14 protein-coding genes are annotated in these 15146 nt (G+C 62.0%); all 14 read left to right on the top strand.

The window, feature by feature from the left end; genetic code table 11:
* The first annotated feature begins 51 nt into the window (after window positions 1-51).
* The 14 genes from METAC_RS0101680 to METAC_RS0101610 all read left to right on the top strand — a co-directional run bounded on the left by METAC_RS0101680 (window position 52) and on the right by METAC_RS0101610 (window position 14653).
* Window positions 52-870: an NAD(+)--dinitrogen-reductase ADP-D-ribosyltransferase gene (locus METAC_RS0101680; RefSeq protein ID WP_026605705.1), complete on the top strand. Its 819-nt coding sequence runs from the start codon at window positions 52-54 to the stop codon at window positions 868-870.
* A 14-nt stretch (window positions 871-884) separates the two neighbouring features.
* Complete coding sequence (draG, locus tag METAC_RS0101675) at window positions 885-1796, top strand: ADP-ribosyl-[dinitrogen reductase] hydrolase (protein ID WP_026605704.1); 912 nt, start codon at window positions 885-887, stop codon at window positions 1794-1796.
* Between the two features lie 132 nt (window positions 1797-1928).
* Entirely contained in the window at window positions 1929-2879 is a 951-nt protein-coding gene (locus METAC_RS0101670; protein WP_026605703.1) for a quinoprotein relay system zinc metallohydrolase 2, read from the top strand.
* 25 nt (window positions 2880-2904) lie between these two features.
* Window positions 2905-3705, top strand: coding sequence for a quinoprotein dehydrogenase-associated SoxYZ-like carrier (locus METAC_RS0101665; protein WP_026605702.1), 801 nt, complete (start codon window positions 2905-2907; stop codon window positions 3703-3705).
* A gap of 1 nt (window position 3706) precedes the next feature.
* Window positions 3707-4276, top strand: coding sequence for a rhodanese-like domain-containing protein (locus METAC_RS0101660; protein ID WP_026605701.1), 570 nt, complete (start codon window positions 3707-3709; stop codon window positions 4274-4276).
* 197 nt (window positions 4277-4473) lie between these two features.
* Complete coding sequence (locus tag METAC_RS21855) at window positions 4474-6972, top strand: plasma-membrane proton-efflux P-type ATPase (RefSeq protein WP_051335299.1); 2499 nt, start codon at window positions 4474-4476, stop codon at window positions 6970-6972.
* A gap of 27 nt (window positions 6973-6999) precedes the next feature.
* Complete coding sequence (locus METAC_RS0101650; protein ID WP_026605700.1) at window positions 7000-7854, top strand: polyphosphate kinase 2 family protein; 855 nt, start codon at window positions 7000-7002, stop codon at window positions 7852-7854.
* A 203-nt stretch (window positions 7855-8057) separates the two neighbouring features.
* On the top strand, window positions 8058-8879 hold the full coding sequence (locus tag METAC_RS0101645) for a lytic murein transglycosylase (protein ID WP_026605699.1): 822 nt from the start codon (window positions 8058-8060) through the stop codon (window positions 8877-8879).
* Between the two features lie 239 nt (window positions 8880-9118).
* On the top strand, window positions 9119-9631 hold the full coding sequence (locus tag METAC_RS0101635) for an L-2-amino-thiazoline-4-carboxylic acid hydrolase (protein WP_026605698.1): 513 nt from the start codon (window positions 9119-9121) through the stop codon (window positions 9629-9631).
* A 134-nt stretch (window positions 9632-9765) separates the two neighbouring features.
* The gene (locus tag METAC_RS0101630) at window positions 9766-11079 is read left to right on the top strand and encodes an O-acetylhomoserine aminocarboxypropyltransferase/cysteine synthase family protein (protein WP_026605697.1); all 1314 of its coding nucleotides are present in this window, start codon (window positions 9766-9768) and stop codon (window positions 11077-11079) included.
* Window positions 11080-11303: 224 nt separating this feature from the next.
* The gene (locus METAC_RS0101625; RefSeq protein WP_026605696.1) at window positions 11304-11939 is read left to right on the top strand and encodes a peroxiredoxin; all 636 of its coding nucleotides are present in this window, start codon (window positions 11304-11306) and stop codon (window positions 11937-11939) included.
* Window positions 11940-12252: 313 nt separating this feature from the next.
* On the top strand, window positions 12253-13248 hold the full coding sequence (gene cysK / locus METAC_RS0101620; protein ID WP_026605695.1) for a cysteine synthase A: 996 nt from the start codon (window positions 12253-12255) through the stop codon (window positions 13246-13248).
* Window positions 13249-13649: 401 nt separating this feature from the next.
* Entirely contained in the window at window positions 13650-14282 is a 633-nt protein-coding gene (locus tag METAC_RS0101615; protein WP_026605694.1) for a hypothetical protein, read from the top strand.
* Window positions 14283-14353: 71 nt separating this feature from the next.
* The gene (locus METAC_RS0101610) at window positions 14354-14653 is read left to right on the top strand and encodes a hypothetical protein (protein ID WP_026605693.1); all 300 of its coding nucleotides are present in this window, start codon (window positions 14354-14356) and stop codon (window positions 14651-14653) included.
* Window positions 14654-15146: the final 493 nt, after the last annotated feature.

Genomic DNA, 15146 nt, shown 5'->3' with positions numbered 1-15146 from the left:
GGGCAGCGTCATTTTTGCTACATAAAACTTTGACCCGATGCGGATAAAAGAATGAAGAAAGACGGCGCCGTCGGCCATTCAACGAATCTCGTCGGACTGCCCACGGAATTTCTGGCGAGCTGCGACTTCAACGATCAGCCCATGCCGCTCAGCATCGCCGCGGTGCGCCAGATGAATGGGCAGCTGTTCGAGATGCTCGGCCAGGCCGACGATTTGGACGACGCCGGCCACGCCTTCATCTGCTATATGAACGCCATGTTCGGCCTCGACCCGGAACAGCGAGAGGAACTCGGCCGCGCCCCCTCGGGCCGCAGACGCTATCGGTCCTCCTTCCTTCGCTTGATCAAGGGCTGGGGCTATGACAGCAACGGGCCGGAAGGCGCGGTTTTCAAAGGCTGGGTCGAAAGCCGGTTCGGCATATTTCCGACCTATCACAAAGGGCCGATCCGCCGCATCGCCAGCGGCGATTGGACGAGCTATGTGGAAGAGAAAATGTCGAGCCGCTTCCACAACAACGCCATCTACGCCCAGCTCGATCTCGTCTATGAATTCTGCCAATGGGCGTTGAAACGCCTCGTTGCGCCGAACGAGACCCATGTCACGCTCTATCGCGGAGTCAATTCCTTCGACGAGCATCAGATTCAGGAACGATGCGACAAGCAAACGGTGATCATGCGGCTCAATAATCTCGCTTCCTTCTCGGCCGATCGCGACGTCGCGGGCTGCTTCGGCGACACGATCCTGACCGCGCGCGTGCCCTTCGAGAAGCTCGTCTTTTTCAACACGCTGCTGTCTATGCACGCGCTGAACGGCGAGGCCGAATATCTCGTTATCGGCGGCGATTATCGCGTCACGGCGAGCAGCCTTTGAAAGCGGACGCGACAATGCTTTCCCCAGAGATCGAGGATCGAGCGCTCGCGGCTTTTCTCGGCCTGGCCGTCGGCGACGCCCTCGGCGCGACGGTCGAGTTCCTCACCCCCGGCGAGATCGTCGAACGGCACGGCCGGCATAAAAAGATCATCGGCGGCGGCTGGCTCCGCCTCGCGCCAGGGCAAGTCACCGACGACACCGAAATGTCTCTCGCGCTTGGCCGCTCGCTGATTCGGCGAGACGGCTTCGACGCCCGCGATATTTGCGAGGAATTCGCCGCCTGGCTGCGGTCGGGGCCGGTCGACGTCGGCAATACCTGCAGGCGCGGCATTCGTCGCTACATCACGCAAGGCGAGTTGGCGGGGCCGCCGAATGAAGCCGACGCCGGCAATGGCGCGGCCATGCGCGTCCTGCCGGTCGCGCTGGCGACGCTCGGCAATGGCGCCAACGCCAAGGAATGGACGATTGGCCAATGCCACATCACCCATCATCATCCCTTGTCCGATGCCGTCGCCCTTGCGCTCGTCCATATGGTGCAGGCGCTCCTTGTCGGCGGCGGCCCGATCGCCGCGCGCGCCGTGGTCGATGTTTTGCTTCGCGCGCATCCGGCGCTCCGCTTCGACCCCTATCGCGGTCTATCCACCGCCTATGTCGTCGACACGATTCAAACCGTGCTCCATTTCTATTTCGCGACCGCATCCTTTTCCGAATGCCTTATTGAGACCGTGAACCAAGGCGGCGACGCCGACACCACGGGGGCCCTGGTCGGCATGCTGGCCGGCGCCACTTACGGGCGCGACGCCATCCCGCAAGACTGGCTCGGCAAGCTCGACCGTAAGGCGGCCTCGGAGATCCGCGAGCAAGTTCCGCAATTGCTCGCGCTCGCGACGCGTCACAGAGCCGCCTTCGATCCCTCAGTCATTTGACAGAGAAAATCCGCGTGATTAACTGAACAGACAAGGCGACGTCAGATCGCGCGCAACAAGGAGGACGCCTTTGTCGGTCGATAGGCGCAACTCGCGGATTGACCCGCGCCCGATCTTTGTCGGCGCGCCGACTTGACGACCGGAGCCTTGGCGACGACCAGACGTCGCTTTCTCGCCGGCGGACTTTGCCTTTGCTGCCTCCCGGCGGCGAGGCGCGCGATCGCGAGCCCCGGCCCTTTCCCGACCGATGAAATCGCCGAAGGCGTTCATATTCGTCGGGGATTCGACGAAGACGCCACGACGGAGAATGAAGACGCGATCGCCAACGTAGGCTTCATCATAGGCCGCGACGCCGTTCTCGTGGCCGATCCGGGCGGGAGCCTCGCCGATGGCGAGAATCTGCGCGCGACGATCAAGCAAAAGACTGATCTCCCAATCAAATATGTCGTGATGAGCCATGTCCATCCCGACCATATTTTCGGGGCCGGCGCGTTCCGACGCGACGAGCCGATTTTCGTCGGCCATGCGCGGCTCGCCGAGCAGCTCGCCCAGCGCGGCGACTATTACGCCAAGGGCCTCGCCGAGCTGCTCGGCGCCAAACGGGTGGGCGCGCCGGTCGCGCCGACAATGGAAGTGCGGGAAAAGGCCGAGATCAATCTCGGCGGCCGCGTGATCGTGGCGAGCGCGCATCCGGCCGCCCATACGATGAGCGACCTGAGCCTGCTCGACAAGAAAACCGGCGTGCTGCTGACGGCGGATCTGGTGTTCGTCGGCCGCATCCCCTCGCTGGACGGGAGCCTGCAAGGTTGGCTCGACGAGCTTGCGAAGCTGAAGGCGATCGGCGCGGCGCGCATCGCGCCCGGCCACGGCCCGACCGCCGTCGAATGGCCTATCGGCGCCGCTGGACTCGAGCAATATTTGAAGGTGCTGGAGCGCGAGACGCAACAGGCGATCGCGAGCGGAAAAGATATCGAGACGGCGATCACTACCGTCGCGCAATCGGAACGCGGCAAATGGAAATTATTCGACGACTACAATGGCCGCAATGTCGCCGAGGCTTATAAAGAGCTCGAATGGCGGTGAACAATCCTCGCGCGTGGAGTTCGGCATGAACAGGCTATGGTTCGGATTCGCCCTTGCGGTCGCCCTCCCCTTATGTTCGGCGGCGGCGCAAGATGACGAGACCGCGCGGGCCGGCCGCTGGGCCGATTTGCGGCAAACGCTGTTCGGCGATCGGCAGGTGCTGAACGGCGACGGCAAGATCACGCTCGACGCGCAGGATCGCGCGCTCGACGCCGCCCTCGTTCCAGTGACGATCGCTGTCCAGAATCCCGCGGACGTGAAGGCCCTTTACCTGGTGATCGACGACAATCCGGCCCCGGTCGCGGCCCATGTGACCTATGGGCCGGCGGGCGACTCGCGCCTGCTGAAACTGCGTGTCCGAATCAACGACTACACCTATATGCACGCTATCGAGGAGACCACGCGCGGCGAGCTTTACGAAACCCATCGCTTCATCAAGGCCTCGGGCGGATGCTCGGCGCCGGCCGGCTCCTACGATGCGGCCGCCTTGGCCGACATCGGCCATATGAAGATTCGCCCGGCCGAAGATTCGGGCGCGGGCGCCTCTTTCGCGGCGCAACTTCTCGTCCGGCACCCGAATTTCAACGGGATGCAGATGGATCAAGTCACGCGGCTCTACACGCCAGCGCGCTTCCTGAAGAGCGTAGAAATTGACCACGACGGCCAAACGGTGCTGTCCCTCGAAAGCGATATTTCCCTCGCCACCGATCCGGCGTTCACCTTCGCGATCAAAGGCGCGAAGAAGGGCAAGCTTTCGATCAAGGCGCAGGACAGCCAAAACGCCGTCTTCGAACAGAGTTTCGACCTCGATCAGCTGGGAAGCTGAGATGAACCTCTCAGGACGAAGCGCCCTCGGCGGCCTGCTGCTTCTCGCGCTCGCGAGCGGCGCGGTCGGGCAAACGCCTGAGCCGCAAGGATATTGGACCGGGCATATGCATGGCGAGGTTCCCGCAACTCTGGCGGGCGCCAAGGTCATCCATGTGGACGCCTTGGCGGAGCTTCTGCGCGGCCGCGGAATCGTCCTGATCGACGCCGCCGAGCCGCCGCACCGTCCCGACGGCCTCGCCCCCGGCTCGATCTGGAAGCCGGCGCCGCATCAAAACCTGCCGGGAAGCCTGTGGATGCCAGGCGTCGGCGCGGGACAGCTCGACGAGGCCGCAAGCGATATGTTTCGCGCCCGATTGCAAAGTCTCGCCGACGGCGATTTCCAACATCCGCTCGTTTTCTACTGCCATCAAAATTGCTGGGCGAGCTGGAACGCCGCGAAGCGCGCCCTCAGCTTCGGCTATCACAATGTCTATTGGTATCCGGACGGCCCCGAGGCTTGGCGGGATTCTGGCCGCGATCTCGTAGAATCGCCCCCGGCCGAAATCCTGCCGCAACCAACGGCGCGATAGGACGGCGAACCGTTTCGGCAAAAGCCGCCAATGGCGCTCGCGACAGTTCTGCGGCGTTGAAGCCTCGCCGACGCGTGGAACCAGCGACCGCGCCAAGTGTTGCCTTGGCAATAGAGAGCAGAAAAACTGCGTGAGCTCTGGTTGTGTTGCTGACGTATTCGCGGCTAGCGCGAAACAGTGCGATCGAAGGGACAGCGATGGCGCCACAGGCAGTCGATTTTTCCAAGGCGCCTGTCCCCGACGTTTTGGCGGGGTTGGGCGCAAATCCGAAGCTCGGGCTCGCTGCGGCGGAAGCCGATAGCCGACTCGCGAAATTCGGTCCCAACGCCCTGGACGAAAAGAAGACGAGCCAATGGGCGGTCCTTCTGCGCTATTTCTGGGGGCCTATTCCCTGGATGATCGAGGCCGCCGCGCTCATGGCCGCGGTCGTCCACGATTGGGGCGACTTTACAATCATCCTGGCGCTCCTCGCCTTTAACGCAGGGCTCGGCTTTTTCGAGGAACGACAGGCCTCGAATGCGCTGGCCGCTTTGAAGAATGCGCTGGCCCTCAAGGCCAAAGTTTTACGCGGCGGCGCCTGGCGCGAGATCGCGGCGCGCGATATCGTTCCGGGCGACATGATCGAGATCCGGCTCGGCGACATCGTTCCGGCGGACGCCCGGCTTGTTTCCGGCCCCTATCTGAGCGTCGATCAAGCCGCCTTGACGGGAGAATCCCTTCCCGTCTCGAAAAAAGCTGGAGACATCGTCTATTCCGGCTCCATCGCCAAGCAAGGCGAGATGGAGGCCGTCGTCATCGCCACGGGCGCCGCGACATTTTTCGGCCGCACTGCGAAACTCGTGCAAAAGGCGGGCGCCGCGTCGCATTTCCAGATCGCCGTCATGCGCATCGGCGATTTTCTCATCGCCATCGCGGCGGCGCTCGCCGTCATCCTGGTGGCCGTGGAACTTTCGCGCGAGGTCAGCGTCCTGCGGCTCGCAGAATTCGTACTGATTCTGCTCGTCGCCTCCGTGCCGGTCGCCATGCCGGCCGTGCTCTCCATGACCATGGCGCTCGGCGCGAAAATGCTGGCGCGCGAGAAGGCGATTGTCTCGCGTCTCGAGTCGATCGAGGAAATGGCCGGCATGGAAGTCCTGTGCTCGGACAAGACCGGAACCCTGACTCAAAACAAGCTGACGCTCGGCGAGGTCTCCCCCTGGGGCCAGACTGATCCGCAATCGGTATTGCTCGCCGCCGCTCTCGCCTCCAAGGCCGAGGACGAGGATCCGATCGATCTCGCCGTGCTGGCTGGCCAGCGCGACCGCGCCGCGCTCGGAGCCTATAAGCGCGAGGCCTATCAGCCCTTCGATCCGGTGACGAAGCGGACCGAAGCGACAGTCGCGGACGCGAGCGGCAACATCGTCCAGGTCGCCAAGGGCGCGCCGCAAGTGATCCTCGATCTCGTCAAAATGGAGGGCGCCGAGCGCGAGACGGCGGACCGGCGCGTCGCCGATTTCGCCGCCAAGGGTTTTCGAACCCTCGGCGTCGCCCGCGCAGACCCCGGAGAGAATTGGCGTTTTCTTGGCTTCATCCCTCTTTCCGACCCGCCCCGCGTCGACTCCAAGGAGACGATCGCCCGGGCCGAGGCCTATGGCGTCAGGGTCAAGATGGTGACAGGCGACGATGTCGCGATCGCAAAGCAGATCGCCGGCGAACTCGGTCTCGGCGTCAATATCCAACCCGCGACCGAGCTCTTCACGGGCGACGTCGCCAAAGGCGGAGCCGTCCCATCCGACATTGCGGAAAAGATTAACAACGCCGACGGCTTCGCCCGGGTCTTCCCGGAGCATAAATATGCCATCGTCAAGGCGCTGCAGGACCGCGGGTTGATCGTCGGCATGACCGGCGACGGGGTCAATGACGCGCCGGCGTTGAAGCAAGCCGACATCGGCGTGGCGGTGTCCGGCGCGACCGACGCCGCCCGCGCCGCGGCGGCTCTGATCCTCACCGCGCCGGGCCTCGCCACCATCATCAAAGGCATAGAGGAGGCGCGGCGGATCTTCGAGCGGATGATGAGCTACACGCTCTACCGCATCGCCATGACGCTGGACATCATGGTCTTCATCGTGCTCGCGACCATCGCCTATGGGTTCTTCCCACTGACGCCGGTCATGATCATCATGCTGGCGCTGCTCGACGACATTCCGATCATGACGATCGCCTTCGACCACGCCGAGGTCCCCCAAAGGCCCGTGCGCTGGGACATGAGCCGTGTGCTCGTGATTTCATCCTTGCTCGGCGCGCTGGCCGTGGCGCAGAGCTTCGGACTTCTCTACATCGGGCGAACAATTCTGAAGCTCGACGCCGCGCATCTGCAGACGCTCCTTTTTCTCCAACTTGTGGTCGGCGGCCATCTGATGCTGTTCGTCACGCGGACGAAGGGCGCGGCCTGGGAGACGCCGAAGCCGGCGCCCGCCCTGTTCTGGGCGATTCTCGCGACCCAGGTCGTCGCCGCCCTGCTCTGCTATTTCGGGTTGCTCGTCCCGCCGCTCTCGCTTGGGCTGATTGCGCTCGTCTGGATCTACAACCTTGCCTGGATGGTCGTGCAGGACATCGTCAAGCGCGCCGCCTATCGAGAGATCGAGCTCAGGGCCGGCGGCGCCACCCTTTTCCTATCGAGGCTGAAGACGCCCTTGCACGGACGCGCCGGCGCATGAGCGATTAAGCAACCCCCGGAGGCGGGCATGGACTATCGCAAGGAGTTTGTCGTCGCTCCGGAGCACAAGCCGCTGCGGCTCGCCGACGTCGATCCGGCCTATAAGGGGCCTCATGAGACCCATGAGACGGCGGAGCCCGAGCTTGAGCACTACGCCGAAAAACTCAGGCGGCAGCAAACTTTACTTTATGCCGAGAGAAAGCGCTCCGTGCTAATCGTGTTGCAGGGGCTCGACGCCGGCGGCAAGGACGGAACCGTCAATCACGTCTTCGCCGCCTTCAACGCGCAAGGCGCCTCAGTGACCGGCTTCAAGGAGCCGACGCCCGTGGAGCTCGCCCATGATTTCCTCTGGCGCATCCATCCGCATACGCCGCCCAAGGGCTGGATCTCGATCTTCAACCGCTCCCATTACGAGGACGTGCTGATCACGCGGGTGCATAAGCTGATCGACAAAGCGACCTGGACCGCGCGCTACGAGCGCATCCGCGAATTCGAGACAGGGCTGCATGAGGCCGGAACGACGATCCTGAAGTTTTTCCTGCATATCAGCAAGGAGGAGCAGCTCGCCCGTTTCGCCAAGCGGCTCGACGATCCGACGCGCAACTGGAAGATCAGCGAATCGGATTATTCGGAGCGCGCGCTGTGGGACGACTACACGCGCGCCTTCGAGGATGCGTTGAACGCCACGAGCGGGCCTCACGCGCCTTGGTATGTGATTCCCTCCAATCACAAATGGTTTCGCGATCTCGCCGTGTCGCAAATCGTCGCCGACACGATGGAGGACCTCAAAATGTCCTTCCCCAAGCCAACGGTCGATCTCGACGACATTCGGCGGAAGTTTCACGCAGCCGCAATGGAAGAGAAAGGGGCCGGGAATAGGTAGACTCATATTGCAACGCAGCGCGCAGGACGATCTCAATTTGATTCTGCGTGACGACAAGAGTCGCGCTGGGCGATACGGCTGCGCTTTGATATGAAGTAACGACGATCTCGGCGGTGCGAGATTCGGGCGACCTCGCCTTCCAGCGGGCGGGAATCGCAATCAGCGATTCGTCTAAAGCAATTTTTAAGTGACGGGAGTTCTGAATGACCAAGTGTAGGCAGTTCAAGACAATCGCCGTCGCAGCCTTGGCGGCGCTCGCGGGGATGGCCGGCGGAGCGGAGGCGGCGCAATGCGGCAATTCGGCGGCCGGCTTCGACGCATGGAAGCAGCAATTCGCCAGCGAAGCAAAGGCCAAGGGCGTCGGAGCCACGGCGATCGCGGCGCTCATGGGAACGAATTATGCGACGGCGACCATTGCCGCCGACAGAGGCCAGAGAAGCTTCCATTTGTCGCTCGATCAGTTTCTCGCCAAGCGCGGCGGCTCGGTCATCGCCTCGCGCGGGCGCGCGCTCAAGCAATCCAACGCCGCCCTTTTCGCGTCTATCCAACAGCGCTACGGCGTCCCGCCGGGACCGCTCATCGCCATTTGGGGAATGGAGACAGGTTTTGGACGAGAGCACGGCAATCAGAACGTTCTCTCAGCCGTCGCGACGCTCGCCTATGACTGCCGCCGCTCCGCCTATTTCACCGATCAACTCTACGCGGCTTTGACGCTGGTCGACCGTGGAGTCATCACTGGAAGCACGCGCGGCTCCATGCATGGCGAACTCGGTCAGACCCAGTTCTTGCCCAAGACCATCCTCGAATATGGCGCGGGCGGAAGTCTCGAGACGCCGACCGGCGCTTTGACCTCGACAGCGAATTTCCTCAAAGCCCATGGCTGGCAGGCAGGCGCCGGCTATCAGCCCGGCGAAGCCAATTTCGCCGCGATCCAGGCGTGGAACGCCGCCTCGGTTTATCAGCAAGCGATAGCGATCGTCGGCCGCCAGATCGATGGAGGAGACGGCGGGTCTGGAAGACGCTGAGAGATCTCGCTTGCCCACTCATGAGAGCTGGGCGCCGCCGAAGCACAGGCCGGCTTGACCGGCCTCGAGAGCTGCGACATTCTCGGTGCCTCGAGATCTAGAGCGCGTTCCGATTGGATGGAATCGTCCAATCGACAAGGGCGCGCTCCTGATCGAAAAGTCGAAGCATGTTCTGATCGAAAAAGTCGATCAAACTTCTCGGAACATGCTCTAACTGCCTGCTCGAGCTCCTAACGCGAATGACCCAAAGCCTGCTCGAGCGTCGACGCATCGAGGCGGAATTCGCCAAGAGCATTCTCGAATCGCTCACCGAGGATGTCGGGCGGGAGCGCGCCATCGCGATCCTGGTGCGGGCCGTCATTGGGCTCGCCGAGAAAGCCGGCGAAACTTTCGCGGCGCAGCGGCGCGATGGCCCGAACAACGGCTTTCCCGACCTTCTTGCCTATGCCGACATATTGAGCGCCTGGGCGGAGGGCGACGCCCTTACGATCGATCTCAAGCTGCGCGAGGCCGACCGTCTCGAATTCGACGTGTTGAGGTGCCGCTACGCGGACATGTATCGCGCGCTCGGAGTCGCTGATCTCGGCGCGGTGCTGTCGTGCAATCGCGACAAGGCCTTTTGCATCGGCTTTAATCCGATGATCCGCCTGACCCGGACCCAAACCATCATGGAGGGCGCCGATCATTGCGATTTTCGTTACGCGATCGAGACCGGCCCGGCGCCCGATGACGAGCCCGGGCGCGACGGATAGTTATCTCTATTTAATTTAGGGAATAACTAGAATATATGTCTCGGCGGCCCCGCCCGGCGAACCGCGATCGCGAGCGTGTCGAGCGGATCAGAAACATCGTCGAACGAATTCGCTTGATCTCGAGGAGGACTCTCATGGCGCCCCAATCAAAAAAACCGGAAACGCTCGCCCTCCACGCCGGCTGGCGCGCCGATCCAACCACGGGCGCGGTCGCCGTGCCGATCTATCAGACGACATCCTACCAATTTCACGACACGCAGCACGCCGCCGATCTCTTCGCACTGAAGGAGCTCGGCAACATCTACACGCGCATCGGCAATCCAACGGTCGACGTGCTCGAAAAGCGCATCGCCGCGCTGGAGGGCGGCGTCGCCGCCCTCGCTTTGGCCTCGGGGCAGGCCGCCTCCGCCTTTTCGGTGCAAAATCTCGCCCGCGCCGGCGACAATATCGTCAGCTCCACGGATCTCTACGGCGGCACCTGGAATCTCTTCGCCAATACATTGAAGGATCAGGGAATCGAGGTCCGCTTCGTCGACCCGAGCGATCCCGAGAATTTCCGCCGCGCGACCGATGCTCGCACCCGCGCCTATTATGCCGAGACTCTTCCCAATCCCAAGCTCATTGTCTTTCCAATCGCCGAGGTCGCCGCCATCGGACGATCCTTCGGCATTCCTCTTATCGTCGACAACACGGCCGCGCCGGTCCTTTGCCGGCCGCTCGAGCACGGCGCGGCGATCGTCGTCTATTCGGCCACGAAATATCTCGGCGGACACGGCAATTCAATCGGCGGCCTGATCGTCGATGGAGGCAATTTCGACTGGGAGGGCTTCAAGGAGCGCCAACCCGCCTTGAACACGCCGGACCCGAGCTATCATGGCGCGGTCTGGACCGAGGCGGTCAAGCCGCTCGGGCCGGTCGCCTATATCATCAAGGCGCGCACCACGCTGTTGCGCGATCTCGGCGCGGCGCTCTCGCCGTTCAACGCATTCCTTATTCTCCAAGGCGTCGAGTCCCTCGCCTTGCGGATCGAGCGCCATAGCAAGAACGCCGAGACGGTCGCCAACTATCTCTTGAAAAAGCCCGAAGTCTCAACGGTGATCTATCCGTCCCTGCAGACCGGCGCGGCGCGCGAACGCGCCGACAAATATCTCGTCGGAGGCTATGGCGGACTCGTCGGCTTCGAGCTTCGCGGCGGCGCCGAATCCGGTCGAAAGTTCATCGACCATCTCGAGCTCTTCTACCATGTCGCCAATATCGGGGATTCGCGCAGCCTCGCCATCCATCCAGCGACCACGACCCATTCTCAGCTGACGCCCGAGGAGCAGCTGGCCACCGGAGTCTCCGAAAGTTACGTCCGTCTCTCGGTCGGCATTGAGCACATCGACGACATTCTAGCCGATCTCGACCAAAGCCTAAGCGCCGCCGCCGCGCCGGCGCGCGCCGCATGACGCCAGGACGAGCAGAAAGCTCAGGCGGCCTGACCGAGGCGCGGCGCCCAAGCATGGGCATGGAATCGTTCTAAAGATTGCGGTTTATTTATTGACATAGATCCTAGACTTAATATCCTTCAATGGAGAGCGTTCGGGATCGCGCGCAAGGCTTGGCGCGACAGGCCGACCGCGGAACGCTCAGCCTGGGAACCCTCCAGCAGAGCAAAGTCGGAGTATGAGAAATGGCGCTTCAACTTGGCGACGTCGCCCCCGATTTCGAAGCGGATACGACCGAAGGCCATATTCGCTTCCATGAATGGATCGGGGATTCCTGGGCGGTTCTCTTTTCGCATCCAAAGAACTTCACCCCGATCTGCACTACTGAACTCGGCTACACGGCCAAGCTGAAACCCGAGTTCGACAAGCGCAACGTCAAAGTGATCGGCCTCAGCGTCGATCAGCTCGCGAGCCACGAGCAATGGGCCAATGACATCAAGGAGACGCAAGGCCACGCGCTGAACTTCCCCTTGATCGCGGACCCCGACCGGACGGTCGCCAATCTCTACGGCATGATCCACCCGAATGCGAGCGACACGCTGACCGTCCGTTCGGTCTTCATCATCGGCCCCGACAAGAAGATAAAGCTGACCTTGACCTATCCGGCGAGCACCGGCCGAAATTTCGACGAAGTGCTGCGCGTGATCGACTCCTTGCAGCTCACCTCGAAACATCAGGTCGCGACGCCTGTGAATTGGAAGAGCGGCGAGGACGTGATCATCGTCCCCTCGGTGTCGGATGAAGAGGCCAAAAAGAAATATCCGAGCGGCTGGACCGCTCCGCGCCCCTATCTGCGCATCGTCCCTCAACCGCGCGACTGAGTCATTAGGCGCGCCAAGAGCGCCGGACGGCGGCGTTCGCGCGCAGCGGCCGGCGCAGAGGTTCGCCTTGATCGGACCTTCGCGCTGAGCGATATGAATATGTCCGAGTGGCGAAGCGTCTACGGCTGTTTGCTAGAGCGCGTTCAGATTGGAAAGTTGGAACATATTCCCGTGAGATGTCGGATCTATCCGGCGTTTGAAGGTCGAAACGAAACCGATCGACTTTGGAACATGCTCTAAGGCGGCGATTTTCCACCGGGCGATTATTTCTGTTGCGGGCGTCCCGCCTGCAGCCTCGTTTGGAGCATGACCGATGGCGCAGACCGCCGCTACCAAGGCCGAAAGCCCCGACACCGCGCCAGCGCCTGGACGCGGCCGGATCTATGATTCAATCACGGAGACGATCGGAAACACGCCGCTCGTTCGGCTGAGCAAGATCGCCAAGGAAAAAGGCGTCAAGGCCAATCTCCTCGCCAAGCTCGAATTCTTCAATCCGATTGCGAGCGTGAAGGATCGGATCGGCGCGCACATGATCAACGTCATGGAAGCCGCCGGCAAGATCACGCCCGGCAAGACGACGCTGATTGAGCCGACCTCGGGCAATACCGGCATCGCGCTCGCCTTCGTCGCCGCGGCGCGCGGCTATAAGCTGATTCTGGTCATGCCGGAATCGATGTCGATCGAGCGCCGCAAGATGTTGGCCCTCCTCGGGGCCGAGCTCATCCTCACGCCGGCCCCGCAGGGAATGAAGGGCGCGATCGCGAAGGCGCAGGAACTCGCGGAATCGACTCCGGACGCCGTGATCCCGAAGCAATTCGAAAATCCGGCCAATCCGGAAATCCATCGGCTCACCACCGCCGAGGAGATCTGGAACGACACGGATGGACAGATCGACGCTTTCGTTTCGGGCGTCGGCACCGGCGGCACCATCACCGGAGTCGCGCAGGTCTTGAAGCCGCGCCGTCCCGGATTGCGCATCGTCGCCGTGGAGCCGGAGGATTCGCCGGTGCTGTCAGGCGGCCAGCCCGGACCGCACAAGATCCAGGGCATAGGCGCGGGATTCGTGCCGGCGATCCTGGACCGCTCGCTGATCGACGAGGTCGTCGCCGTAGGCAATCAGACCGCCTTCGACACCGCGAGGCTCATCGCCCGCCTTGAGGGCATTCCGGTCGGCATTTCATCTGGCGCGGCGGTCGCCGCCGCAATCGAGATCGGACTAAGGCCAGAGTTCTCCGGCAAGAATATCGTTCTGATCATTCCATCCTTCGCCGAGCGCTATCTCTCCACCGCCCTGTTTGACGGACTCTGATCCTCCGCACGACGTTCCAGAGTCTTCAATAGGACGTTTTCGCCGCCGCCCATTTCCGCGGCGGCGATGCACCGAAATACGCGACGGCGCATGCGTGCTCGAGACGATCGTGCGCCGATTGTCTTGAACGCATGTCGCGCCGCGACGCGGCCGGCGGCGTTCTTGAACCGACCCGCCCACCATGCGCCGCCCGCGATTCTTTGTCGCATGGTCTCGACGGCGCGAACGGGTTTGCGATTTCAAATTACTTCAATCCAAAATCATCACGGCCGAGTTCAACGGATGTTGGTCCTGTTTGACAGACCTTTCGCGCGCTATTTTTGACACAGCCCGCGAAATTCAACATCGAGGCGGCGCGTGCGGAACGCCAGCGGACATTTGTTGCGTTATGTTGAAGCGCAATGAACCAGTTCGCGCCCATGCTTTGTCGCATCCTTTTTCTTCTCCTACTTAGCCTGTGCCTGTATCTCTGCGACCCGCGCCAGAGCTTGTGCGCCGCACTCGTCTATACTGCGATGCAACATGATGAGCCGTCAGCCTCCACGCGAATATTTGCGGCGGCGCAAGCAACCGACTCGTCCGCCGCCGATTCCTGGCGCCGCGTTCGCAATCCCGGCGCTTCCGGCGGGAAGGAATTCGCGGCCATATTGCGCGTCGCGGCGCTCACGCGCTCCGACCCGCGTCTCGCCGGACTTATGCTGCGCTGCGCTGAACACGGGGTCGAGGCCATCATCATTGTGGTCGAGCCATTTCCACCGCATGCGCGACCGAAAATCACCTTGCGCGCGAACGAACAAGAGTCATACCTTGAAGGAGTCGTCATTCCGACGGGCGTCGGCGTCCGCCTGCCGGTGGACGGCGCAAAATTGGCGACGGGTCCATGGCGTAACTCGGAGGCGTTGGAAATCAATATCGACGACGGAGCCGCGCCGATTCACGGGGTCGTCGAATTGTCCGGTTTAACTTCGGCGGTCGCGTCCCTGATAGGCGAATGCGCTTCAGACCCAATAGTAGAAAACAAGAACTCGCGCTAAATTCTAATAAATAAAAAAAGCAAGCGGCAAGAAAAAGCAAGGTAAGCTCTGTGATCTTGGGAGGGATCGATATGGGTGTTCTTTTCATTGGAGGCCTGCTGTTCGGGACAGTCCTCGGGCGCAGTTTCAAGGTATTGATTTTGATACCTACATGCGGGCTCGCGGTCGCCTTGCTCTTGGCCGCTCCGACTTCCAGCGCGCAAAGCCCTATGCAACTCTTCCTGGACATTGTCCTGTTGGTGACCGGGCTTCAGTTCGGTTACTTCGTCGGCATGTTCTCAACCACTGTCGCGTCGGTGTCGCAGGCGATCCGTAAGTCGCTCGCGCCTTCGTCACAATCGGCAGGCTCGCGTTCGCTACATGTGAGATAGGCTCAGGTCGCAACGCCGCGCGCAGGCTCGCCGTTGGCGCCTGCGCCGCTTGCCCCCTAACATAAGGCGCGCGGCCTCAGGCGCGCTTACCGAACCGTGGCGCCCAAACGCCGCGCAAGGCGAGACGCCGGTCGCTTCGACGAGCCTCGTCTATTCCTCATACGCGCCTTAAAGATCGAAACAACGCTGCTCGGGGCGTCATCCGCGCGCCCGCGCGGGTATTCAAGTCGTTTTCCAGCGACTGTTGCATTTCTGTCGACGCCGCCTACGCGAAGCCAAAGCAACCGTCCGACGCTCGGCGCGAGATTCGACAAAACAAGTTTTTTCTATTTAATATCAGTAGTTTATTCAGTTTATGAATCGGCCTTATGAAGGGGCCGAACGAATAAGGAAAAGCTCGTTTGGCGGGCAGCCGAGAACAAGCCGCGGCTTTTATCCGCCCGCCGACGCCATCAAGCGGCTTAGCCGCATCCCGGCCGCTATGGACGTCTCT

The organism is Methylocapsa acidiphila B2 (assembly GCF_000427445.1).
In the GTDB taxonomy this organism is placed as follows: domain Bacteria; phylum Pseudomonadota; class Alphaproteobacteria; order Rhizobiales; family Beijerinckiaceae; genus Methylocapsa; species Methylocapsa acidiphila.
This window is presented reverse-complemented; position numbering and strand designations above follow the sequence as displayed.